Origin of the sequence: Claveliimonas bilis (assembly GCF_030296775.1) — a bacterium.
In the GTDB taxonomy this organism is placed as follows: Bacteria; Bacillota; Clostridia; order Lachnospirales; family Lachnospiraceae; genus Claveliimonas; species Claveliimonas bilis.
This window is the reverse complement of the sequence record NZ_AP027742.1, coordinates 982,651-1,006,283: the sequence shown is the minus strand read 5'-3', so window position 1 is coordinate 1,006,283 and position 23,633 is coordinate 982,651. Positions and strand designations below refer to the sequence as shown.

Sequence of the window (23,633 nt, the reverse complement as noted above, 5' to 3'; positions counted from 1 at the left end):
ATAAGTATAAGGATTTTATAAGGACAGCATCTGATACCAGCTTTTTGTATCTTCCTCCTCATTTCCGGCAACAAAAATTTTCTCATCTTTTAACTGGATCTCCAAAACAGGGCCGCTCTCTTTGTCAAGAAACAGCATACATTTTCCTGTCTCCTTCCCCTTAAAGTGACCGATATCATAATCTTCCGTACTGCCGCCGTTTGTCCGGATGAACTTGTCCTCCGGCATCCTGTCAAGCAATGTGACTTCCACAATCTCTTCCTTTGTAAATTCACACTCATATCCTGCAGCCTCTACCAGAAAAGTATCTCCCGTCTGCTCAAAATGTATGTCAACATTTTCAAATCGGAGGATAATGACAATCACCCAGATAACAAGCGCCGCAGTAAGCACACCGGTTACTCCCATAATGATCCGGGCTGCCGGCCGGCCGTAATTAAGGGACATGTTCATGCTGTTCAGACGGTCCTGGATAAGCAGATGGGGATCTTTGGGATTATTGTACCAGCCTTTCCTCCAGTATTCGTCATCATCCACACTGTAGGGCTCCGTCACTGCCGAAAGGATCCTTTTTCGTTTTTGGATTCCCCACATAACCGGAACGAGAAGTCCGGCCGCCGCAGCTGCTGTCAAAAATCCATAGGCAGTATAAACGCCCGGATCCACCCAGTCTTTTCCCCTGCTCTCAAAAGCCAGAAACAGCCATGCCGATCCGTTAATCCAGGATGCCGTCACAAGGCCGATGGTCCAGGAGCGCCGGAAAAGTCTGTTTGCCGCCAGGTTGATGTCCGCATTGCCGCTGCAGACATCATCCTTCCTTCTCTGGATACCGATATGAAACAGCAGAAACAGGACAGAGATTCCAAGGGTGGAGAAAAACAAAATCCGGTCTCCGAAAAATTCCGGTCCGCCTCCCCAGATTTCGCTGTACCAAAATCCTGACAGTACAAGCAGAAACAAAATCGGTAAATGCCACTTAAGGCTCCATGGCCTTTTATCCGCAAAATCGGACACTTCCGTATCCATGGGCACAACCTTTTTGCTCCTTTCGTCGATCCACTGATGTTCCATCTTCATCTGATACATTTTTCTGTGGGGAAAGATGACAAGACACCAAAGCCCGCACATATACTCTGCCATCCATATTACATAGACCACCAGAAAAACAGTGATATCAAAGAAACACAGGAAATTGATCAAAATACTGACGATCAGATTCCCCCTGTTAAAAATCTTCCATTCCCTCTTACTTTTGGTGCAAAGCTTCCTGACTTCTTCCTGCTCCAGCGCATATGCCGGAATGTGGACACCCATGAGCATTCCATCCTCATACCGGTCCCGCTTCCCATAGGAATACTGGCAGATCAGTACAACAAAAAGATTTGTGATCAGAAAAATAAAAAACAGAGCTACTTCCATTTTCCTTCCCTCTCTTCCACCAGAATTATTACAGACAATTTCTACGCAAAAAAAGTATTGTCTATATTTATATATACACTAATACAAACAATACTTTTCTGCAATACTTTTATTCTGTTTGACCTGCGGAACCCTGGCTTGCAAAAAACGCCACTGTTATCCCAGCTTCACCCAGCGGAAATCATGCCCTCCTGCGAGGATCTGATCCATCTCCACTGCGCTGCCGCTGATCATATCCTTTCCGCTCTCTTCCGGATAGACGGACACTGTTCTTGGCTCTTTTGCAAAGTTAAATACGCCGATCATTTTTGTCCCGGCCTTTTCCCTCACCACACAGATAATTCCCTGCTGCCAGGTCTCATAGGTATAAACTTTTGCATCTGCATCGAATACCTTTTCCTGCTTCCTCAGTTTTTCCAGGTAGCCCAGGGACTGGAAAATCTGTCCCTCCACGGTTCCTTTATTTTTCCGTTTCTTTGCAAGATCCCAGCGGAAAGCTCCTCTGTGGATATAGCGGGAATCCGCACATTTATCCGGATCCTCCTTGTAAGTATAGTCGTTTACCTGCCCGATCTCATCTCCGCTGTAGAGCATGGGAATCCCCGACTGCATCAGCATATATGCATGAAGCATAATATCAAGCCGGATAGCTGCCTCCATTTTCTCTTCATCCTGTTCAAATCCGGCGCTCTCAATACCGCACATGGAAGCAGTCGTACCGCAGAATCTGGCATCCTGGGTCACCGGATCGTCATTGTAAAGTTCTCCCCTGCTGACGCTGCCCGGAAACTTACCTGTATAATAATCATTGAGATATCTCTTATGGGGAATTTCTTCCATCCCCTGTCCTTTCAGGAAATCAAAGTCAAGACCCCATCCGATATCATCATGACAGCGAAGATAATTAAGGAAGGTATACTCTCCGGGAAGCTCACACACCGTATCCAGCTGTTTCTTCAAAAGAGAGGTATCCTGCGCTGCCAGAGAATGCCAGATTGTCGCCATAGTTGTTACGTTGTAGAGCATATGGCACTCCGGTTTTTCTACCGTACCAAAATAAGGCGCCACCTTTTCCGGCTCCATGACCACCTCACCCAGAAGAATGGTCGCCGGACATACAATCTCTCCTATCATACGCATCATGCGTACAATGGTATGCACCTGTTTCAGATTCCGGCATGGCGTTCCCATTTCCTTCCATATATATGGAACGGCATCAATACGGATAATGTCCATTCCGATATTAGCAAAATAAAGGAAGTTGTACATCATCTCATTGAATACCCTTGGATTTCCGTAATTCAGATCCCACTGGTAAGGATAAAAAGTTGTCATCACATAATGATCTAGCTCCGGCAGATAAGTAAAGTTCCCGGGGGCTGTGGTAGGAAAGACCTGGGGCACTGTCTGTTCGTACCGCTCGGGAATGACCGGATTGTCGAAGAAAAAGTAGCGGCTCATATATTCACCTTCACCTTTTCTTGCCTTTACCGCCCACTCATGATCTTCGGAAGTATGGTTCATGACAAAGTCCATGCAGACATTCATACCCTTTTCGTGGCACTTCTTTGTCAAAGTCTCCAGATCTTCCATGGTTCCAAGATCCTCTCTTACCTTACGGAAGTCCTTTACCGCATAACCTCCGTCAGATTTTCCTTTTGTTACATCTAAAAACGGCATCAGATGAATACAGTTTACATTGCAGTCCTGAATATAATCCAGCTTCTTTTCCACGCCGCGGATGGTCCCTGCAAAGTTATCGATATAGAGCATCATCCCCAGCATTTCTTTTTTCCTGAACCATTCAGGATCTGTCTCTTTTTCCCTGTCTCTTGTTTTCAGGGCATTGCTTCTTTCCTCATAAAACTGCTGCATGCGGCTGCACAGTTCAAAAAACATGTCGTCATTTCCGTACAGCTCCATATACAGCCATTTCAGTTCATCGTGATGTTTCTTCAGCCTTTTTTCAAAATCCGACTCTTTTGCCATGCTATTTCCTCCTTCCTTGCGCATTACTCCTGGATAAAATGAATCTGGTATGCCAGATACTCTCCGCTTTCCACAGGAAGAGGATATCCGGCCTCCATAAGCGCACCTCCGCTGTAGCATTTTCCAGTTTTTTCCTCTCTATAAAACGCCTCCGGATCCAGCCCTCTCATTCTGATATAATTTACAGTCATATTTCCATGCACCTTCAGCATGACCGCATTTAGAAGGGCTTCTCTCTTATCTTCCGACACAAACGCCCAGGCTGCTGTTTCATCCTTCGCCGGATTGGAAAGCCGGTAGTAATCCCCTGTCTGTATCAGCTTTCCATATGTATGATAGGTTCTAACCTGCTCTTTTACTTCTTCTTTTTCTGCTTCTGTCAATGTGCCGGGATCCAGCTCATAGCCGAAGGTTCCTGCCATAGCAGTTACGCCTCTGGTATGAAGGGATACCGTTCTTCCTGTCTGGTGGTTCGGACACGCCGACACATGGGATCCCACAGCAGAAACAGGATAAATAAAAGAAGTTCCGTACTGTATTTCTGTCCGGTCAACAGCGTCTGTATTGTCACTGCACCAGATCTGCGGCGTATAATACAGCATTCCTGCATCAAATCTTCCGCCGCCGCCGCTGCATCCTTCAATAAGGATGTCCGGATACCGGTTCATCAGTTTTTCCAGAAATTCATACACGCCCAACACATAATTGTAAAGAACCATCCCCTGTTCCCTGGCGGCTATAGAGTAAACATCTGAAATGCTCCGGTTCATATCCCACTTAATATACTCTACATTTGCATGATCCAGCACTTTGCTGATCTGTTCAAAAACTTCATCACGGACTTCTTTTCTGGAAAAATCCAGTACCAGCTGGTTTCTCGCACGTACCGGGGAACGTCCCGGGATCTGAAATACCCAGTCCGGATGACTGCGGTAAAGATCACTGTCTTCCGATATCATCTCCGGTTCGATCCAGAGGCCGAACTTCAGTCCCTTTTCGTTTACTTTCCGGGCCAGCTCTCCCAGAGAACATCCAAGTTTCTCCTCGTTCACATACCAGTCGCCCAGCCCGCTGTTATCGTCATCTCTCTTTCCGAACCAGCCATCATCCAGCACGACCATTTCTATCCCAAGCTTAGCAGCCTCGTCAGCAAGCTTAAGGATTGTTTCTCCTGTAAAATCGAAATATGCCGCTTCCCAGCTGTTAATGAGTACCGGTCTTACCTCATCCCGATATTTTCCCCGGCACAGGTGACGCCGGAAGCATCTGTGATAATTGTGGGAAAGTTTTTCCAGTCCTTTTGCAGAATAAGTGAGCACTGTCTCCGGGACAACAAGAGTTTCCCCTTCTTCCAGGGGATAGCAGAAGGTTCCGCTCTCCATTCCCATGACAACTCTTGTCTGGTTAAACTGATCTTTCTCAGCCTCTGCCTGAAATCCCCCACTGTACACAAACACCATTCCATAACAGCTTCCGGATTCTTCTGTGGCATTTTCCTCTGCAAAGATCACTGCCGGATTGTACTGATGACTGGATGTTCCACGTCGGCTTCCGATCATCTGGGATCCGTGAGCTACCGGAACTCTCTGAAAATTCCGTTCCATGGCATGTCTTCCATAGAAGCTGATCATATCATAATTTCCATAGAGGAAATCCAAAACTGCAGAAGCCGCCTTTCTGACATATATTTTCTGTGATCCGGCATTTTCGATCCGGACGCTCCTTGTAATAATATCGTCTTCCGGAAGGATACCGTAAAGCAGCACTGCCCGTATCTTAGTTACAGGATCCTCCAGATAAATTTCCAGAGTCTGCGCCTCCTTTGCTGCCGCATAAACTGCCGGGAGACCGGGAAGAGCATATTTCCCATCCACAATTTTGTATCCTTTATATCGAAGATCGCAGCTGTATGTCCCGTTCTCGTTCTGGACTACCAGAGCACTGCTTCTGTAATCACCGTTTCCCATACACGGGTACTCCTGGGGCAGCGCATCCATAGAATAAGTCCGGTCAAGTCCGGTATCATAAGGGTTGCCGGAAAATCCGCGGTCTGCAAAAGTGAGAAGATAATCCATCTCTCCCTGTATTTTCTTTCCGTAATACAGATGGATCAAAAATCCATAGCAGTCCACCTTAAACTGATAAGTTGTCTGTTTTGTGTGAAGTGTAAATATTTTCTTCTCTTCCTGAAAGATAATTGCCATTTGGTCGTTCTCCTTTTAAGTTTCATAAATTTCGGCCGTTAAAACTCAATCAGCCCCGCCTTAAAGGCTAAGGCGGGGTTTTCATTTTCATATCAAATTCTATTTTACAGCTCCATTGACTACACCGTTTATAATCTGTTTCTGGCAGATAATGTAGAAAATAAGGATCGGTATCAATGCCAGAAGGTACGAAGCAAATGCCAGGTTGTAGTTTGTACCGAACTGCGTCTGGAAATTGAGCTGTGCCAAAGGCAGCGTATTCTGCCCTGTACCTGACATAATAACAAGAGGTGTCATAACGTCATTCCATACGGCCAGCGCTGTGATGATGGCAACTGTCGCATGCATAGGCTTCATAATCGGGAAGATAACCTTCCAGTAAGTCCGCCATGTATTTGCGCCGTCCACTCTTGCCGCCTCTTCAAGTGCGATCGGGATATTGACAAGGTAACCGGAATACAACAGCACATTCATCGGCATATAGAATACCACATACAAAATGATAACGCCAGCCCAGTTTGCAAGTCCCAGCTCCGCCGTCTGTTTTGCCAGCGGCATCATCAGGATTGCAAAAGGAACAAACATACCGCTTACAATAAACAGATATACAAATTTATAGAATTTGCTGTGTCCGCGGTTCCGTCCGATAGCATATCCCATCATGGAGTGGAGTACAATGGAAAGCACCACTGTCACTACTGTGATCAGAACACTGTTCCCAAGCGATCTCCAGAAATCTGTAACTTCCATAGCCTGGGCAAAATTGGAAAGACTCCATTCAGAAGGAAGGGACAGGATTCCGGAAATGCTGTTTGTCATCTCGGAGGGCTGTTTAAACGCGATCACAATCGCCATATACAACGGAAAAGCAATTGTGCTAAGCCCCATGATCAAAAGGACCATAACCGGCCAGTTTGTTTTTACTTTATCTATTTTTTTACTCATTATAACTGCTCCTCCTTCCTGCTGGAGATGCTCATCTGTGCTGCAGAAATTGCTACGATCACAATGAAGAAGATAACAGCGTTAGCACTCTGATAACCGAAGCTTCCGCCCTTCATACCATTGTTGTAGATCAGGAAAGAAATGGATTCCGTACTCTGTGCAGGTCCTCCCTGTGTCATAGCCATAACCTGATCAAATACCATGAGGAAGTTCTTTACACACAAAACCATATTGATGGTAAAGAAGGGAATGATCAGAGGGAAAGTCAGGTGTCTGAATTTTTTCCATCCTGTTGCTCCGTCCAGAGAGCCTGCTTCATACACATCCTCCGGAACGGTCTGAAGACCGGAAATATAAATAATCGTATTCATGGCAATATTCTGCCAGCAGCATACGATCATGATCGCGATCCATGCAGTATTTTCATTAGAAAGCATACTGGAGCTCAACGCTTCGCTTCCTATCATTTCTCCCACTGCCGGAAGAATGTATGTGAACAGATACTGGAACACATAACCTACTACCAGTGCGCCAAGTACATTGGGCAGGAAATATGCCGCACGGAAAAATCCTTTGGCGCGGATCTTACTGTTCAGTCCCAGGGCAAGGATCAGGCTGATCACATTCGTTACGATTGTTGCGCAGATCGCCAGCTTGAATGTAAACAGATAGGATCCTCCCACGCGGGGATCTGTGAACAGATCCATGTAATTCCTAAGGCCGACCCAATCATAAGTTCCAAAGCCTTTAAAGTTGGTAAAACTGTAAATAACACCCCGAATCAAAGGTATCGTATTGAAGCAGACAAACAATGCCAGAATCGGTATCGTTATTAACAGGAAGGTACGTTTTCTTTCATTTTTCATTCTATCCCCACTCCTTTCCTATTCCGCGCTTCCGTTCTCTTCTTCGTATGCCTGAACCTCACGGATGATATCGCGGTTGTAACGCTGCCAGTCTTTGTCAAACCTTGCAAGGAATGCATCTGTATCCTTGTCGATCACATAGGTCTGCAGGATAGCATCTGCAGCCATCTCTGACGGATAGTAATGATCCTGGTAGTCTGTCATGTTGCCGGACTCGATATACTCTGTCATGCCGTCCACATAGGGAGCCAGCTCAAATTCTCCTTCTTTACATGGAATTGCATTCTGGTCGTCAATATAGGCCTGAATATTCTCGTCTTCAAGGAGGAAATCAAGCACCTCATATGCGGCCTCCTTGTTCTCGCACGCAGCCGTTACGCAAAAGCCAAGGTCAATACCGGAGTTTAATGTATTGCCATCTGCCTCATCATTTGCCGGCATAACAAAGGAGTCAATATTCATATCCGGATTTACGGAAAGGATCTGAGGCACTGCATAGCTTCCGATAGGATACATTGCAGATTCCCCTCTTGCAAACGCCGTACATGCATCGTTATAACCGTACGCTACCGGATCAGCCGGCCCGTATTCCATCAGCTGGATATACTTTTCTGCCGCTTCTTTATATCCTTCTGTAAAGGTTGCCTCTCCTCTGTTTACCTGTTTGCACAGATCAGCAGGTGCCAGATCTACTGCGATTCCATTCCATGGCGCCAGACAGGTCCACGTGTCACGGAATCCAAAATAAAACGGCAGGATTCCTTCTGCCTGAATCTCCTCGCACAGGCTCATCAGCTCATCCCATGTTGTAGGAATTTCCCAGCCATGTTCCTCAAACATATCTCTGTTATACAAAATACCGGCCGCATTAGCCATGTAAGGTACAATGTAGGTCCCGTCAGTTGGGACGATCTCCAGCGCCTCTGCTATGTCCACATAGGAATCTTTGATATTTTCCATCCCCTCATATTCGGACACATCTGCAAGGATCTCCGCATCTACATAATAAGAATAATTGATATCGCCGCCGATACCGATGATATCCGGATAATCTTCGCGGATAAACCTCGTTCTCATGATCGTAGATGCATCATTCGGCGAGTCAATGGTCAGATGGATATCATCATGAGTTGCATTGAACTGTTCTTCCACCTGATCAAAGTAGGTAGCTGCCTCCGGCTTATACTGCAGGATCTCAATTTCTGTCTTCCCACTGGAATCGCTGTTGCCGGAACATCCCTGCAGCATCAATCCGCCTGCCATGGCAACTACCAGAAAGGCACTGACACATCTTGTCCTTTTTCCTCTCATTTTCATATCTCCTTTCTGCTTCTTTCTTGCTTTTCTCCTAGTGATATTATTTTAACATATCAATATACGTCTATAAATACCGGTGTTTTTTTTGTTTTATATCTTTATGCTTGTTTTTATGCTATATATTGATATCACCAAGCATTTTGATATATAATGAAAAAAAGTACTCCACAGGCGAAACTTTCATCAGGAGGAACAGCATGAGCAACGTTTTATTTTCTATTTTCCCCAGCGAGAACTTTATCGACCTGGGGCTTTACCAATATGGCTGGGAACAATGCGATCCCGCTCATTCCTTCGGTCCCGCTGCCCGCACTCACTATCTTTTTCACTATGTTATTTCGGGTACCGGAACGCTGATCGCCCAAAATTCCAAAAAGGAATCTGTAGAATACCATGTAAAAAGCGGACAGGGCTTTATGATCTTCCCTCATCAGATCTGCACTTATACCGCTGATCCGGATCTGCCCTGGGAATACGCATGGATTGAATTTGACGGACTGAAAGCCAAAGAGATCATGGAGATGGCCGGAATATCCCAGGATTCTCCCATCTATAAACCGAGATATAAAGACATTTCTCAGCAGATGGTAAATGAAATGCTCTACATCACTCAGCATTCCCAGGAATCTCCTTTTCATCTGATCGGGCATTTATTTCTGTTTCTGGACTACCTGACGCGCTCTCATTCCTCTCCGATTGTAAAGCAGGGAAATCGAATGAGAGATTTCTATATTAAGGAAGCTTTAAGTTTTATTGAGCAAAATTTCCAAAATGATATTTCTGTGGAAGATATCGCCGCATTCTGCGGACTGAACCGCAGCTATTTCGGGAAAATCTTTCATGATACCGTAGGAAAATCTCCCCAGGAATTTTTGATCTCCTACCGCATGTCCAAGGCCGGCGAGCTTTTGAAACTCACCTCCCTGTCTATCGGAGATATCGGAAATGCCGTCGGATACTCAAATCAGCTCCACTTCTCAAGAGCATTTAAAAATACTTACGGAGTCTCTCCAAGAGCATGGAGATACGAACATCAGGGCGAAGAAAATTAAATTTCTCCGCCCTGTTTTTTCTTTTCTTATTCCTTTTCATCCTCTGCCTTGAGAATGAACAGACTGGAATCGAAATCATAGGTCTTTTCTTCTTCCAGGGAAGTTTCACCGGAAGCGCCGTCTGTAGTTACAAGTCCGGCATACATCAGTTCATCGCCATAATAGGTTCCCTGCCCTTTCTCGCGGATCCTCCGTTTTGTAACTTTATATTCCGTTCCTTCCTCCAGCCCCTTAAGACGCAGCCTTCCAAACGGCAGATTTGCTCCGCTCAGCACACGGTACCATCCCACAATTGCCTCTTTCTTATCATCGCTGACTACCATCCAGGCAGTCACATTCTCTTCAAAAGGACTGGACAAACGGTAAAATGTTCCGAACTGCAGAAGATGCCGGTACTGTTTCATAAAGGCGATCTGCTCTTTTACTTCCTCCTGCTCCTTCCCTGTCAATGTGTTTAAATCCAGTTCATATCCAAACGTACCGAAGCAGGCCACATTCGCCCTTGTATGAAGAGGGGTGTTTCTGCCTGTTTGATGGTTCGGCGCCGTCGAAACATGGCTTCCCATACTGCTCACCGGATAGCAGTAGGAGGTTCCATACTGGATTTTCAGCCGTTCCGCCGCATCCGTATCATCACTGGTCCACGCCTGGGGAGCATAGTAAAGCATTCCCGGATCAAACCTGGCGCCGCCGCTTGCGCAGGACTCAAATAAAATATGAGGGAATTTGGAAGTCAGTCTTTCATAGAGATCATATACGCCAAGAATATAACGATGGAACACTTCTCCCTGTCTGTCCGGCGGAAGAGCTGACGACCAGCATTCTGTAATACTCCGGTTCATATCCCATTTTATATAAGAAACTTTTGCCCCGGACAGGATCTTATCCATCATTTCGTAAATACAGTCCACCACTTCTTTTCTGGAAAAATCCAATACATACTGGTAGCGCCCGTGGCAGGATTTCCGTCCCGGAGCCTGAAGGATCCAGTCCGGATGGGCACGGAAAAGGTCGGAATCCTTGTTTACCATTTCCGGCTCAAACCACAATCCGAACTTCATTCCCATGTCCTCTATCTTCTGTGCAAGTCCCCGGATCCCTTCCGGCAGCCGGTCTGTATTGGCGACCCAGTCTCCAAGCCCGGCATGTTCGCTGCACCGGCCCCCGAACCATCCGTCGTCAAGAACAAAGAGTTCTACCCCTGTTTCCTTTGCCTTTGCGGCAATCTCCAGAAGCCGCTCCTCATCAAAATCAAAATATGTCGCCTCCCAGTTGTTGATCAGGATCGGTCGAACCCTGTCTCTCCAGTATCCCCTGGCCAGTCTCTTCTGATAAAGCCGGTGATAGATCTGGCTTAAATGGTTCAGTCCCTGATCTGTATAGACCATAACCGCCTCCGGGGTTTGGAATGTCTCGCCCGGTTCCAGCTTCCAGTCAAATCCTTCCGGATGGATTCCCAGAAGAACCCTTGTAGTATCATGGGTATCCACCTCGGCCTGAGCCAGGAAATTACCGCTGTACACAAGGCTGAAACCGATTGCCTCCCCTTGAAATTCATCCGCCGACGGACGCTTCAGAATGACAAAAGGATTGTGCTCGTGAGAGGAATGTCCCCTAAGGCTCCCAACAGACTGGATCCCATATTCCAGATGTCTTGTCCGCAAATGTCTCTCTCTTGCCCACGCTCCCGAAAACTGCATCCACTCATAGTCATGATCCGGCAGATCCATGCAAAGGCTCATAGCGGTTGCCAGGTGAAGAGCCTGATTTCCATTGTTGGCAAAAGAAACACTCCTTGCAATAATTCCCTCCGCCGCAAATATGGTGTACATCAGCCGTACCTTCAGCCCCGTAACTTTATCCCCAAGGCAAAGAATCAATGTTTCCGCCTCTTTTTCATTTTCCGTATAAATTGCCGGAAGCCCCGGAAGAGACGGCTTTCCTTCCTGAACCTCATAGCCTTCATAGCACAGATCCAAGATCCTGCTGCCGTTTTCCTGCAAAACGTCTGCCGCAGGCATGCGGTAATCCCCGCTCCCATAGACTCCGTATTCCTGTTTCAGATGTTCCAGTGAAAAATCTTTACTCTCTTCAAAAATACAGGATGCCATCGGGCGGGACATTCTCTCCAGCAAATAAGAAAAGTCCTCTCTGTGGTGGATCCTTTTCCCAAAATACAGCTGTCCTATGTGACCGTTTGGCAAGACAGACATAAGATAGCTGATCTGATTATTATACAGGTGAAATGTTTTATTTTTTTCATTAACAATTATACTCATTTTCTTCTCCTCCAATGCTGGCGTCGGTGTACCCTTGTGCACTGACGCTACGCCAATTATATATAAAACCGTAACCGGCGCCTAGGAGCATTCGTTAGAAAAATGAGTCAAAATGTTAGATCAATTTCTTCTTTCCTCTTTGTTTCCTGCCAGGCCGCATTCTCCTTCCTGTATGCAGACGGAGTGATCCCCATTTTTGCCTTGAATATCTTGGAAAATCCCAGCGCATCCTGATAGCCGCAGGACATAGCAACTGTCTCAACTGACAGATCTGTAAGCTGCAGAAGCTCTGCTGCCCGGGTAAGACGGAAATTTGTAAGATATTCTTTGGGCGATAACTGCAGATTATCCTGGAAAAGCGTGTAAAGGTAGCTTCGGTTCACCCCCACATAATCGGCAATATCTTTTACTCTGACAGGATCCGCATAATTATTCTGGATAAATTCCACCGCCTTGCGGACATAAAGGTTGCCATCCTTTTCCCCGGCATTTCCCGCGATTTCCATATTTTCTTTCAGGGTGCCAAAAAATGTATATAAAAGACCTTCCAGAAAGTACTCATTTGCGGCTGTATATTTTCTATGTTTTAACATGGAATATACAATCTGCTTTAATTCCTCCCCGCAGCCGCACTGAAAGATAAGCTGCTTTTTATTCAGTCCAAGATCTCTTAAATAATCCTCTGCCTTCTTTCCTCCAAATCCGATCCACAGATATGTCCATGGCACTTCCTCATCTGCCTGATAAAAGGTCTGTACTTCCGGCTCGATCAGAAATCCCTGCCCCTTTTGAAGGTTGTACTCTTCGCCATTTACCAGAAATTTCCCTTTCCCATCCACAATATAATGCAGAATATAGTTGGGTCTGACTGCCGGTCCGAAGCTGTGAAGCGGACTGCATTTGGCATAGCCGCAGAAACATAAATAGAAATCGGAAAATTTGCGGTTCTTCATCTGAAGTACATAGGAATCCTCCATGATCAGCCCTCCTTGTCATTTCCTTTATCATAACACAGAGACAGGATTGCTGTAAAAGAAAGCTTTTCCTCTTGCCAATTGTCTCCAATCGCCTATAATGAAAGTATGATTACGTATCCCTATTTCGGGAAGGAGGGCAGGGAATGAGGCAGAAACGTCAACCCAATCGTTATGTAATTCTGGCGGCAGCATCCATTGTAAATTTTGTGCACGGCAATCCTTATATCTGGACTGTATTTCAGCCTTATGTACAAGAGGAATACGGGCTTTCCCTGGCGGCCTCCAGCCAGCCTTTTACCATTATCATCGGCATTTTCGCAGCCGGAAATATGCTGGGCGGCTTTCTTCAGCACAAGATCGGCGCAAGGGCAACGATCTTTTTCGGAAGCGCTGTCATGTGCGGCGGTTTCTTTCTGGCAGCCATGGCTCCCCACAACATGCCCTGGCTGATCTCGCTGGGATACGGCGCCCTCGGCGGTTTCGGATCGGGATGTGCATTCAGTATGCTGACTGCCGTTCCCCAGGAATGGTTCCCCCGGCAAAGAGGCATGGTTTCCGGTATTACCATCGGTATGGTCGGAATCTCCGGTATTCTTATGAATCCGCTGTGCGACTATGTGCTGTCCCGCTGGGGTTACCGCACTGCCATGCTCATGGTGACGGTAATCTATGCCGTTTTGTGTCTGGGCGCTTTCTGGGTTCGGGAGCCCTCTGCCTCTGATCAGGCAGCACTTTCTCAAGGCTCATCTGCCCTGCAGGGAGATTCCGAATCTTCAAAGAAGCAGTTTACAGTGGGGGAAATGATGCGCACCAGATCCTATCTGATCATCAGTACGATCATGGCTCTGGCTGTTCCCGCCTATGTTCTCGTCAATCCGCTGATGAAATCTCTGGGAATGGCCCGGGGACTCACAAACAGCCAGGCTCTTGCCGGCGTGATGGCTGCATCTATCGCCAACATTGTCGGACGGTTTGCTCTGCCCTGGCTTTCCGACCTGGCAGGGAGAAAAAAGATCCTTCGCATGATCTATCTTCTCTGCACAGTCTCTGTTATCGGAGTTTCCGCTGCAGGCGGGCTGCTTTTCATTGTACTTATTTCCGCTGTCTGTCTGGTATACGGCGGGGTTGTCAGTTTATTCCCTGTGGTTGTCTCCGACCATTTCGGCACAAAATATCAGGGGATCAACTATGGTGCAGTTATGATCGGATACGGACTGATCTCTATTTTATGTCCTTATCTTCTGGATATTGCCGGAATTGAACTTTCCTTCATTCTGGCCGGGGTTGCAAGCGGAGTTGGACTTTTTCTGCTGAAATTTTTATAAGGAAGTGATAATTATGGAATATGAAGGCCAGATCTGCCGCTCCCCTATGGAACGGGGCTCTTTTATGCTGCCTGTCATGGTAGGCTGCAGTTATAACAGATGTTTCTTTTGCAATTTATTCCGCCACCTGAACTATCGGGTTCTTCCTCTTGAACAAATTGAGGCGGAACTGAAGCGCGTAAAAGAAGCCGGCGGAAATCCCAGCCGGGTATTCTTAGGAGATGGAAACGCCTTCTGCCTTGATACTTCCCGCCTTCTTGAAATCCTTAACATGATACATGCCTATTTCCCTGGCTGCAGCAGCGTCAATATGGATGCCACCGTTTCTTCCATTCTCGCCAAATCCGCGGGAGAACTGAAATCTTTATGGGAACACGGCGTCAGGCATCTCTATATCGGAATTGAAACCGGGCTGAACGACGTTCTGCTTTTTATGAGAAAAGAACACAACCTGGAACAGGCCTATGCCGCCGTATATAAGCTGAAGGAAGCCGGGCTTATTTTTGACGCCCACATTATGACCGGCATCGCCGGAAAAGGCCGGGGACTGGAAAACGCCGAAGCTCTGGCGGAATTTTTTGATCGGACACAGCCGACGCATATTGTAAATTTTTCTCTGTTTCTCGACCGCACGGTTCCCCTTTGGCGGAAAATCGAGGAAGGCCTCTTTTCTCCGGCATCCGAATTGGAAAATCTGAAGGAAGAACGGCATTTTCTGAAACTCTTTCATCCATCTTCCTCCCCGGGCAGCCGGGAAATTCTGTACGACGGTTTTCATGATCTTATTTCCGTTCGTGTTCGGGGCGCTCTTCCCGATGACAGGGAAAAGATGTTGAAAAAGCTGTCTGATGAGATCAGCAGACAACAGGAAAAACAGACAAGGAGAACGTAAAGCGATGTTCAAGAAACTGGGGAAATATAAAAGAAGAATTTTTGAGATCATTGAGGTTGGCACAAAATACGATTATGCAAGCCGGATCTATGATTTTTTCAACGCCTTCTGCATTATTGTGAATCTGGCAGTCAGCATGTTATATACCTTCGAGGAATACCGGGCACAGTACGGCACTCTTCTTCTGACATTGGAAGAGCTTACTGTTGCTCTTTTTCTGATGGATTACATCCTCCGGATATGGACAGCAGGGTATTTGTATCCGGATCTTCCTGTATGGAGGGCGACTTTAAAGTATATGTTTTCCTTTACCGGTATTGTGGATCTTTTATCCTTCCTGCCTCAGTATCTCCCAATCTTTTTCCCTTCAGGCGCCATTGCTTTCCGCATGTTTCGGATCATCCGGATTTTTCGGCTGTTTCGGATCAACGCCTACTATGACGCCCTCAACGTCATTACAGAAGTCATTGTCGGAAAAAAACAGCAGCTTTTCTCCTCTGTCTTTATTATTCTGATGCTTATGTTTGCCTCCAGTCTCTGTATGTACAGTTTGGAGCACCAGGCGCAGCCGGATGTATTTTCCAACGCTTTTTCCGGCATCTGGTGGGCAGCTTCCACTCTGCTCACAGTAGGTTACGGTGACATTTATCCTATCACAACACTGGGAAAGATGTTCGGTATCTTCATTGCCTTCCTGGGTGTGGGGATTGTAGCTATCCCTACCGGTATTATTTCCGCCGGATTCGTCGACCAGTATTCCCGCATCAAAAGGATGACAGAATACGGGCCACAGTCCGCCATCAATTTTATCAAAATCCATTTGACTGACCGGGATCCCTGGATCGATCACACAATCTCGCAGCTCCATCTGCCGGACAGTGTTATCGTCGCTGTAGTAAAACGGGGAGACCGCATCCTTGTTCCACGGGGAAATATGATCCTCCGATCAGATGACATCATGGTGTTGGGAGCCGAGTCCTACCAGGATGACAAAGAACACATTAAACTCAAAGAATTTCTTCTGCAGAAAAATCATCCCTGGATCGGCAAGACCATCCGAAGTCTGGAGATTTCCAGACATTCCATTATTGTTTTGATCCGAAGGAACCGGAAAGTTATGATCCCCAACGGGAATATGATCTTAAGGGAAAACGACACAGTGATCCTTTATACCCAGAGTTATCTGGGCGGAGATGGAGATATTGAAATATAGCGATATAAAGAGAACTCTCTGGAAATATCTTTCAGAGAGTTCTCTTTAGGTTTAAATCATAAAAAGCAAAAAATAAATCCACAAAGTCTGAAATAAACTTTGTGGATCTCACTTAAAAATCGGAGTGACAGGATTTGAACCTGCGACCTCTACGTCCCGAACGTAGCGCTCTACCAAGCTGAGCCACACTCCGATGATATTGACCGGAACTTCTTTTACAGAAGTTCCAGCGCCCCTGCCAAGGAACTACGGATAGAGGACTCGAACCTCTACTAACAGAGTCAGAGTCTGCTGTGCTGCCATTACACCAATCCGCACTGTCTGTTTTTCTTATCTGTTTTGTTCAGCGAACAAATATTATTATAGCAGGCTTTTCCAAAAAATCAAGTACTTTTTTTCATTTTTTTCATTTTTTGTTTTTCCACTATGTTTCAAGGCAATTGTCACGAAAAAATGTCAGTTTCACATGCAATTACAATAATACCCGGGGCTATTGTTAATTTGGGACGTAACACTTTTAAAAAGTGTTACGTCCCAAATTTTACATTTTCTTAATCCTGTCAATTGCGGCAACTGTATTTTCATATGAGCCAAATGCTGTCAGGCGGAAATATCCCTCTCCGCTTGGACCGAATCCGGATCCCGGTGTTCCCACAACTCCTGCGTTCTCCAGCAAATGATCAAAGAACTGCCAGGATGTCATTCCTTTCGGTGTCTCCAGCCAGATGTATGGGGCGTTCACACCGCCTGATACGTTATATCCTGCCTCTTTCAGTCCCTGATAGATCACTTTGGCATTGTTCATGTAATAAGCCACCTGCTCTTTCAGCTGTACTTTTCCTGCCTCAGAGTATACGGCCTCACCTGCTTTCTGCACAATGTAGGGCGCTCCGTTATATTTTGTTCCGTGACGTCTTGCCCACAGGGAATGAAGTGTCACATCTTTTGATTTAATATCTTTTGGAATAACGGTCGCTCCCAGGCGCACTCCGGTAAATCCTGCATTCTTGGAGAAGCTTCGCAGCTCAATCGCACAGGTTCTTGCTCCTTCGCATTCATAAATAGTGTGCGGAACATTTTCTTCGGAAATATATGCCTCATATGCAGCGTCATAAATAATGACAGCACCCTCTTTATTGGCATAGTCAACCCATTTCTGCAGTTCATCTTTTGTAATAGTGGAACCTGTCGGATTATTTGGGAAGCACAGGTAAATAATATCCGGCCGTTCTTTTGGAAGTTCCGGCGCAAAATTTGTTTCCTTTGTACATGGCATATAAATGACATCGCTCCATGTTTCTGTAGCCGGATCATAAGTACCGGTCCGTCCTGCCATAACATTGGTATCTACATACACCGGATAAACGGGGTCGCACACTGCAATCTTATTATCTTTAGCAAAAATTTCCTGAATATTTCCGGAATCACATTTTGCACCGTCAGAAATGAAAATTTCGTCAGCCTGAATATCGCATCCTCTTGCCTGATAATCATTTTTTGCCATAGCGCTTCTCAAAAATTCATATCCGAGATCCGGCGCATAGCCGTGAAATGTCTCTGCATGTGCCATCTCTTCTACGGCTCCGTGCAGGGCCTCTATAATGGCCGGTGCCAAAGGCTGTGTTACATCTCCGATCCCCAGGCGTATAATGGATTTATCCGGATTTGCCTCCTGATATGCTGCTACTTTTTTCCCGATCGTAGAGAAAAGATAACTTCCTGGTAATTTCAAATAATCTTCGTTTACTTTAAACATCCTAGCTGTCCTCTCCTTATCTTTTTGTTTTATAAGTGAAAAAGTAAATAACTTTATCTCTTTTTACATTGTACTTCTTTTTAAGAAATCATATATTCTCCGTCAAATACATGAGCCGCCGGTCCTGTCAGCAGAATTTTGTCTGTATCCTTCTGCCAGTTGACAAAAAGTTCTCCGCCGGATAATTTTACTGTCACTTCCCGTTCTGTCAAATGGTTCAGCACTCCGGCCACCACTGCTGCGCAGGCTCCTGTTCCGCAGGCAAGGGTTTCGCCGCTTCCCCGCTCCCAAACCCGCACTTTCAAAGTTGCAGAATCTATGACCTCCGCAAACTCCACATTAACTCTTCTTGGAAATCTTCCATGATACTCAAATGCCGGGCCAAGCCATTCCAGCTCCAGTCCCCTTACATGGTTTGTAAAAACTACCGCATGGGGATTTCCCATAGAAACTCCGGTCATCCTGTATTCCACACCATTCACTGTGATCGGCTCATCAATTGCCAGCGTATGCTCACATATCACCGGCACCTGATCTGCTTCCAGAACAGGACTTCCCATGTCTACCTCTACCATACTGATCCGCCCCTTTTCTTTCGGATTCGCAAAAAGGCGAAGATGGCGGATTCCTGCCTTTGTTTCAATATCCAACTCTTTTTTTGCAGTTATCCTCCGTTCATACACATACTTTCCAAGACAGCGGATACCGTTTCCGCACATCTCCCCAGGAGAACCATCTGCATTGTACATTTCCATGGCAAAATCCGCTTTCATGGAAGGACAGATCAGAATCAATCCGTCTGCTCCTACGCCGAAGTGCCGGTCACTGATCTTTTTAGCCAATCGTTCCGGTTCGTAAACTGTCTCTTCCAGACAGTTTACGTAAATATAATCATTGCCAATCCCATGCATCTTTGAAAATTTCATACTTCTTCCCTTTACGGCATTTTTTTGTTCTACCAAATATTTACGATCCTGCCGTCGGTTTTAGAAGTAAAGCCTACACCTTTGCTGTCAGTGTCTTCGCCGTCACACCGGGCTGCATGCCCAGCTTCCCGGAAAGTGCGCTTGTCACCTCTCCCGGCGCGTCCATCACCACGCTGATGATCGACATCTGCCTCTGGCGGTAAGGGATCCCCATTCTGCCCACAATATACTGACGGTATTCATGAAGCAGCTTATTTACAGCCTCCGAAGCTTCTTCGTCCTTAACAATAATACTGACAACTGTCACTCTGCTCTCTTCCATTACATTGCCTCCACAATCTGGGAAACAAATGCTTCCAGCTCTTCTTCCTGACCCTGTTTAAGAACAGATTTTAAGGAAAGCTTCTTATCTAAAATCTGCATTTCTTTCATCTCTTCAAGCTCCTTGGTGATCAAACGTCCGGAAGCTGCCGCCCATGTGCCGTTTTCCACCAGCGCAACGGTACGCTTCTGCACTGACAGGGCCTTCATGTCCGCAAGGAGATTTTCCATCGGAGGATAGATTCCGCCATTATAGGTAGAGCATGCCAGCACAATATGACTACAGCGGAAAATTTCAGAGATCAACTCTGATACATGCACATCCGAAACATCATACATTTTTACATCTTTTATGCCTGCTTCTGTCAGTCTGCATGCTACTGCATCGGCTGCTGCCTCTGTATTCCCGTAAATAGATCCGTAAATAATAACAACTGCTTTATCTTCCGGCTCATATCTGCTCCATTTATCATACTTGTCCACAAAGTGTTCCAGATTTTCTCTCCATACCGGTCCATGAAGCGGACAGATCACCTGAATGTCCAGAGCTGCTGCCTTTTTCAAAAGCCCCTGCACCTGCATCCCGTATTTTCCCACGATATTAGAGTAATAGCGTCTTGCGTCCGCCATCCACTCCCCGTCAAAATCCATTTCGTCGCTGAACAGCTTTCCATTCAATGCTCCGAATGTGCCGAATGCGTCTGCGGAAAACAGTACTTTGTCCTTTTCATCATAAGTAACCATGACTTCCGGCCAATGTACCATAGGCGCCATGGCAAAACGCAGGGTATGACTTCCTGTATTCAGCACATCCCCTTCTTTGACGGCCATCGTCTTCCCTTCTATATCCATATCATAAAACTGTCCGATCATCTGCAGAGCTTTTGCACTTCCCACTATCGTCAGCTTAGGATACCGATACAGCAATTCCTCAATGTTCGCACAGTGATCCGGTTCCATATGCTGTACGATCAGATAATCCAGGCTTCGTCCACCCAGCGCATAAGCTATATTTTCCAAAAACTGCTGAGTTACACTCCCATCTACTGTATCCATCAGCACCGTCTTCTCATCCAGGATCAGATACGAATTGTATGACACTCCTCGCGGTATGGGAAATAAATTTTCGAAACGGGACAGTCTTCTGTCATTGCATCCTACCCAAACGATATCATCTGTTACTTTTCTTGTAATCTGCATATCTACTTTTACCTCCTGATCATCTATGCCTATTGTCCTAATAATGAACTGTCAATTATAATCCCCGCAAAGCGGGGCAGACCGATGAAATCGGTCCGGATTGCACTTCGTGCAATCATTATACCATACTTATTTACTGTTGTATGCCGAATTTTCATGGAATTTCGCCTGCTTTCCCGGCATTTTGCCCGATTTCGGAATCGAAAAGCCTCTTATACGCAAAAAGGAAGGTATGCTTTTTCCATTCATATCCTTCCTCTTTGGTCTATTTTTCAAATGTCAGTTCCATTTTTGTCCCTTTATTTAATTCACTTTCCACCTGTATATGTGCATTGTGAAGCAGCGCTCCATGCTTTACGATGGAAAGTCCCAGGCCTGTCCCCCCTGTTTCCTTGGAATGGCTCTTATCTACCCGGTAGAAGCGCTCAAAAATACGCTCTTTTTGATCCTCCGGAATACCGATCCCGGTATCCGTGACGATTACCTTGACTCCTTTAAGCGTGTTTCCGACCCACACATCAACCCGCCCTCCGGGACGATTATACTTGATCGCATTTTCACAGATGTTATAGATCATCTCGCTCAATACTTGCCTTATTCCCAGGATAGTTACCTGTTCTCCGCTCATTTCTACATGAACATTCCGCTTTTCCGCCTGGTGAGAAAGTCTGCTGCATATCTCTCTTGTCAGAGTGTACAGCTCCACTTCTTCTTTCTCCATGTCCACTCGTCCTTCATCCAGCTTGGAAAGGCGTATGATATCTTCTATTAATACGATCAGGCGGCTTGCCTCATTATAAATCCTCTCTGAAAATCCCTTCACATCTTCCGGTCTTACCAAGCCGTTCATCATAATTTCTGCATATCCGGAAATGGAAGTCAGCGGTGTTTTCAGCTCATGGGATACATTTGCCGAAAATTCTTTTCTCATATTAGCAATTGCTTCTTTTTCTTTGTTCTGCTTATCCATACTTTCTAACAACGGCGTCAATTCCTCATACACATCATTTTCCAGCGGGTTTTCCAGATTCAGTTTGTTGATCGGTTCAATCAGCCTTGCAACCTGCCATTTTGCCAGAAGCCAGGCAAAAATCATCATGATAATGGCAATTGCCGCCATAGCAGGCAATATAGTCAAAGCCGAATGGAACGCATTATTTATCGTTTTTGATACACGGAGCACAGTCCCATCTGAAAGCTTTTTCGCATAATAAAACATTTCGCTTCCTTTCGTATCGGACTGTCTGATATCCTGCCCTTCTCCGGTTTTGAATGCTTCCTTCACCTCCGGGCGGTCTGCATGATTCTCCAATTCCGGATCATCCTGGCCGGAATCATACAAAACCTCTCCGTTTCCGTCAATCCAGGTAACTCTTGTATTTTCCCGGACTGCATCCATCTGATCCAGATATTCATATCCGGAAATTTCGATGGCACGGATGATATAGTCTGCTTCCTGCTGTATCTCGCCTTCTACAACATCAACCGTCTGCCGATATACAAGCAAAGTCACAATCGTATAGGAGATAAGCAGTGTGGTTGTGATAACCAGCATCATACTCCTTTGTATTTTACGTCTCATAAAAACTCCTGTTCAAAACTTTTATTCACTGATGCGGTATCCGACTCCGCGCACCGTCTGGATCTGCTCTCCCGCATCTCCAAGCTTCTGACGCAGTGTACGCACATGTACGTCAACGGTACGGGTTTCACCGTCAAAATCATAGCCCCATATATCTTCCAGAAGCTGATCCCTTGTAAGTACGATATCAGGATTTTTCATCATACGTTTCAGAAGCTCAAATTCTTTTAAAGTCAGAGTAACAACCTTCCCGTCGGAAGAAACCTCGTGCTTTTTCACATCCATGATAATATGACCGAGGGCGATCTTATCCTCCGCATTTACCGCACTTTTTCTGCTGCGTCTAAGAACTGCCTTTACTCTGGATACAAGCTCCATCATACCGAAAGGTTTCGTCACATAATCATCTGCTCCCAGATCCAGTCCCTTTACTTTGTCATACTCTGTCCCTTTTGCCGTCATCATGATCACGGGGATATCCCGTGTCTTTACGGAAGCCTTCAATTGCTTCAAAAGAGAAATCCCATCCTCTCCCGGCAGCATAATATCAAGAAGAATAAGCTCTGGCGTATCCAGCGCCAGAGCCTCAAGAAATCGGCTTCCATCTTCAAAGCCGCGAGCTTTGAACCCTGTTGTCTCCAGAGTATATACTACAAGCTCACGGATATTATTGTCATCCTCTACGCAAAAAATCATCCGTTTTCTCCTCTATTTATGACTCAACAGTCTGCATTCCTTTGTGAATACCGGTAATGGAAAATTCAACCCACTCTGCAATGTTGGTCGCATGATCACCGATACGCTCCAGATATTTTGCGATCATGATCAGATCTACTCCCTGCTCTCCGCGGTTTCCTTCAGCGATCAGGTTAATGACTTTTGTGCGAATTTCATCAAACAGTGCATCAATCCTGTCATCTGCGTCCATTACCTTTCTTGCCAGCTCCAGATCACGGTCTACATATGCAGATACGCTGTCATTCACCATCTTAGCCACGCCTGCAGACATCTCCTCGATTTTCTTAACATCTCCCGCCTCGGACATTCCGGCAGAAATGATGATTTCTGCGATATCAGCTGTCTGGTCTCCAATACGTTCCATGTCTGTGATCATTTTAAGGGCTGCAGAAATCTGACGAAGATCTCTTGCCACCGGCTGCTGCTGCAGAAGAAGCTTCAGGCAGAGGCGCTCTATATCCTTTTCCATCTGATCGATGCTCTCATCGGCACTCATAATCTTTTTTGCCTGTTCTACGCTGCCTTCCACCAACGCTTTTGTTACCCTGTTGATGGCAAGCTCGCACAGCTCTCCCATGTGAGTAAGCTGTTCATTAAGAATCTCAAGCTGCATATCAAATTTATTACGCATA

The 23,633-nt window shown here is 45.9% G+C and carries 19 protein-coding genes and 2 tRNA genes; 4 read left to right on the top strand and 17 right to left on the bottom strand.

Annotation, left to right across the window (positions count from 1 at the left end; genetic code table 11):
- Positions 1–15: 15 nt before the first annotated feature.
- The 6 genes from R2J37_RS04880 to R2J37_RS04855 all read right to left on the bottom strand — a co-directional run bounded on the left by R2J37_RS04880 (position 16) and on the right by R2J37_RS04855 (position 8,734).
- Positions 16–1,419: a hypothetical protein gene (locus R2J37_RS04880; protein WP_316266340.1), complete on the bottom strand. Its 1,404-nt coding sequence runs from the start codon at positions 1,417–1,419 to the stop codon at positions 16–18.
- 156 nt (positions 1,420–1,575) lie between these two features.
- Entirely contained in the window at positions 1,576–3,408 is a 1,833-nt protein-coding gene (locus tag R2J37_RS04875) for an alpha-amylase family protein (protein WP_316266339.1), read from the bottom strand.
- A gap of 23 nt (positions 3,409–3,431) precedes the next feature.
- The gene (locus R2J37_RS04870; RefSeq protein WP_316266337.1) at positions 3,432–5,612 is read right to left on the bottom strand and encodes an alpha-galactosidase; all 2,181 of its coding nucleotides are present in this window, start codon (positions 5,610–5,612) and stop codon (positions 3,432–3,434) included.
- 99 nt (positions 5,613–5,711) lie between these two features.
- The gene (locus R2J37_RS04865) at positions 5,712–6,557 is read right to left on the bottom strand and encodes a carbohydrate ABC transporter permease (RefSeq protein ID WP_316266335.1); all 846 of its coding nucleotides are present in this window, start codon (positions 6,555–6,557) and stop codon (positions 5,712–5,714) included.
- The gene (locus tag R2J37_RS04860; protein WP_316266333.1) at positions 6,557–7,423 is read right to left on the bottom strand and encodes a carbohydrate ABC transporter permease; all 867 of its coding nucleotides are present in this window, start codon (positions 7,421–7,423) and stop codon (positions 6,557–6,559) included. Before R2J37_RS04860 ends, R2J37_RS04865 begins: the two co-directional genes overlap by 1 nt.
- Positions 7,424–7,441: 18 nt before the next feature.
- Positions 7,442–8,734, bottom strand: a complete 1,293-nt coding sequence (locus R2J37_RS04855; protein WP_316266331.1) for an ABC transporter substrate-binding protein — start codon at positions 8,732–8,734, stop codon at positions 7,442–7,444.
- Between the two features lie 203 nt (positions 8,735–8,937).
- Between R2J37_RS04855 and R2J37_RS04850 the strand changes: the two genes are divergently transcribed.
- The gene (locus R2J37_RS04850; protein ID WP_316266329.1) at positions 8,938–9,792 is read left to right on the top strand and encodes an AraC family transcriptional regulator; all 855 of its coding nucleotides are present in this window, start codon (positions 8,938–8,940) and stop codon (positions 9,790–9,792) included.
- 26 nt (positions 9,793–9,818) lie between these two features.
- On the opposite strand, the gene R2J37_RS04845 is transcribed toward R2J37_RS04850, so the two are convergent.
- On the bottom strand, positions 9,819–12,071 hold the full coding sequence (locus tag R2J37_RS04845) for an alpha-galactosidase (RefSeq protein WP_316266327.1): 2,253 nt from the start codon (positions 12,069–12,071) through the stop codon (positions 9,819–9,821).
- 107 nt (positions 12,072–12,178) lie between these two features.
- Positions 12,179–13,048, bottom strand: a complete 870-nt coding sequence (locus R2J37_RS04840; RefSeq protein ID WP_316266325.1) for an AraC family transcriptional regulator — start codon at positions 13,046–13,048, stop codon at positions 12,179–12,181.
- 143 nt (positions 13,049–13,191) lie between these two features.
- Between R2J37_RS04840 and R2J37_RS04835 the strand changes: the two genes are divergently transcribed.
- Genes R2J37_RS04835 through R2J37_RS04825 form a run of 3 tightly spaced genes read left to right on the top strand, consistent with a single transcriptional unit; the run spans position 13,192 to position 16,478 of the window.
- A complete protein-coding gene (locus tag R2J37_RS04835; RefSeq protein WP_316266324.1) occupies positions 13,192–14,373 on the top strand; it encodes an MFS transporter in 1,182 nt (393 codons plus the stop codon).
- A gap of 13 nt (positions 14,374–14,386) precedes the next feature.
- Positions 14,387–15,265, top strand: coding sequence for a radical SAM protein (locus R2J37_RS04830; protein ID WP_316266322.1), 879 nt, complete (start codon positions 14,387–14,389; stop codon positions 15,263–15,265).
- Positions 15,266–15,269: 4 nt separating this feature from the next.
- On the top strand, positions 15,270–16,478 hold the full coding sequence (locus R2J37_RS04825; protein ID WP_316266320.1) for an ion transporter: 1,209 nt from the start codon (positions 15,270–15,272) through the stop codon (positions 16,476–16,478).
- Between the two features lie 119 nt (positions 16,479–16,597).
- Here the strand turns inward: R2J37_RS04825 and R2J37_RS04820 are convergent.
- The 9 genes from R2J37_RS04820 to phoU all read right to left on the bottom strand — a co-directional run bounded on the left by R2J37_RS04820 (position 16,598) and on the right by phoU (position 23,632).
- Positions 16,598–16,671: transfer RNA gene (locus R2J37_RS04820), tRNA-Pro, on the bottom strand.
- Between the two features lie 53 nt (positions 16,672–16,724).
- Positions 16,725–16,795, bottom strand: a tRNA-Gln gene (locus R2J37_RS04815).
- Between the two features lie 224 nt (positions 16,796–17,019).
- Positions 17,020–18,234 (bottom strand): LL-diaminopimelate aminotransferase, encoded by a 1,215-nt coding sequence (locus tag R2J37_RS04810; RefSeq protein ID WP_230106847.1) that lies wholly within the window; start codon positions 18,232–18,234, stop codon positions 17,020–17,022.
- Positions 18,235–18,314: 80 nt separating this feature from the next.
- Entirely contained in the window at positions 18,315–19,160 is an 846-nt protein-coding gene (dapF, locus tag R2J37_RS04805; RefSeq protein WP_256193308.1) for a diaminopimelate epimerase, read from the bottom strand.
- A 73-nt stretch (positions 19,161–19,233) separates the two neighbouring features.
- Positions 19,234–19,482 carry a TM1266 family iron-only hydrogenase system putative regulator gene (locus tag R2J37_RS04800; RefSeq protein WP_230106849.1) on the bottom strand — a complete coding sequence of 83 codons (249 nt, stop codon included), beginning with the start codon at positions 19,480–19,482 and terminating at the stop codon, positions 19,234–19,236.
- Positions 19,482–20,681, bottom strand: a complete 1,200-nt coding sequence (locus R2J37_RS04795) for an FprA family A-type flavoprotein (RefSeq protein WP_256193313.1) — start codon at positions 20,679–20,681, stop codon at positions 19,482–19,484. The genes R2J37_RS04800 and R2J37_RS04795 overlap by 1 nt, the downstream gene beginning before the upstream one ends.
- 265 nt (positions 20,682–20,946) lie before the next feature.
- A complete protein-coding gene (locus tag R2J37_RS04790) occupies positions 20,947–22,263 on the bottom strand; it encodes a sensor histidine kinase (protein ID WP_256193316.1) in 1,317 nt (438 codons plus the stop codon).
- A 21-nt stretch (positions 22,264–22,284) separates the two neighbouring features.
- Entirely contained in the window at positions 22,285–22,959 is a 675-nt protein-coding gene (locus R2J37_RS04785) for a winged helix-turn-helix domain-containing protein (protein WP_230106852.1), read from the bottom strand.
- A gap of 16 nt (positions 22,960–22,975) precedes the next feature.
- Positions 22,976–23,632 carry a phosphate signaling complex protein PhoU gene (gene phoU / locus R2J37_RS04780; protein ID WP_256193322.1) on the bottom strand — a complete coding sequence of 219 codons (657 nt, stop codon included), beginning with the start codon at positions 23,630–23,632 and terminating at the stop codon, positions 22,976–22,978.
- Between the last annotated feature and the right edge of the window lies 1 nt (position 23,633).

What these genes read in the sequence shown, in the direction of transcription:
- R2J37_RS04800 (WP_230106849.1), bottom strand. Translation starts at nt 19,482, where the DNA reads ATGGAAGAGAGCAGAGTGACAGTTGTCAGTATTATTGTTAAGGACGAA.
- R2J37_RS04880 (WP_316266340.1), bottom strand. Translation starts at nt 1,419, where the DNA reads ATGGAAGTAGCTCTGTTTTTTATTTTTCTGATCACAAATCTTTTTGTT.
- R2J37_RS04825 (WP_316266320.1), top strand. Translation starts at nt 15,270, where the DNA reads ATGTTCAAGAAACTGGGGAAATATAAAAGAAGAATTTTTGAGATCATT.
- R2J37_RS04795 (WP_256193313.1), bottom strand. Translation starts at nt 20,681, where the DNA reads ATGCAGATTACAAGAAAAGTAACAGATGATATCGTTTGGGTAGGATGC.
- R2J37_RS04810 (WP_230106847.1), bottom strand. Translation starts at nt 18,234, where the DNA reads ATGTTTAAAGTAAACGAAGATTATTTGAAATTACCAGGAAGTTATCTT.
- R2J37_RS04845 (WP_316266327.1), bottom strand. Translation starts at nt 12,071, where the DNA reads ATGAGTATAATTGTTAATGAAAAAAATAAAACATTTCACCTGTATAAT.
- R2J37_RS04835 (WP_316266324.1), top strand. Translation starts at nt 13,192, where the DNA reads ATGAGGCAGAAACGTCAACCCAATCGTTATGTAATTCTGGCGGCAGCA.
- phoU (WP_256193322.1), bottom strand. Translation starts at nt 23,632, where the DNA reads ATGCGTAATAAATTTGATATGCAGCTTGAGATTCTTAATGAACAGCTT.
- R2J37_RS04850 (WP_316266329.1), top strand. Translation starts at nt 8,938, where the DNA reads ATGAGCAACGTTTTATTTTCTATTTTCCCCAGCGAGAACTTTATCGAC.
- R2J37_RS04860 (WP_316266333.1), bottom strand. Translation starts at nt 7,423, where the DNA reads ATGAAAAATGAAAGAAAACGTACCTTCCTGTTAATAACGATACCGATT.
- R2J37_RS04785 (WP_230106852.1), bottom strand. Translation starts at nt 22,959, where the DNA reads ATGATTTTTTGCGTAGAGGATGACAATAATATCCGTGAGCTTGTAGTA.
- R2J37_RS04875 (WP_316266339.1), bottom strand. Translation starts at nt 3,408, where the DNA reads ATGGCAAAAGAGTCGGATTTTGAAAAAAGGCTGAAGAAACATCACGAT.
- R2J37_RS04790 (WP_256193316.1), bottom strand. Translation starts at nt 22,263, where the DNA reads ATGAGACGTAAAATACAAAGGAGTATGATGCTGGTTATCACAACCACA.
- R2J37_RS04865 (WP_316266335.1), bottom strand. Translation starts at nt 6,557, where the DNA reads ATGAGTAAAAAAATAGATAAAGTAAAAACAAACTGGCCGGTTATGGTC.
- R2J37_RS04830 (WP_316266322.1), top strand. Translation starts at nt 14,387, where the DNA reads ATGGAATATGAAGGCCAGATCTGCCGCTCCCCTATGGAACGGGGCTCT.
- R2J37_RS04855 (WP_316266331.1), bottom strand. Translation starts at nt 8,734, where the DNA reads ATGAGAGGAAAAAGGACAAGATGTGTCAGTGCCTTTCTGGTAGTTGCC.
- R2J37_RS04870 (WP_316266337.1), bottom strand. Translation starts at nt 5,612, where the DNA reads ATGGCAATTATCTTTCAGGAAGAGAAGAAAATATTTACACTTCACACA.
- R2J37_RS04840 (WP_316266325.1), bottom strand. Translation starts at nt 13,048, where the DNA reads ATGGAGGATTCCTATGTACTTCAGATGAAGAACCGCAAATTTTCCGAT.
- dapF (WP_256193308.1), bottom strand. Translation starts at nt 19,160, where the DNA reads ATGAAATTTTCAAAGATGCATGGGATTGGCAATGATTATATTTACGTA.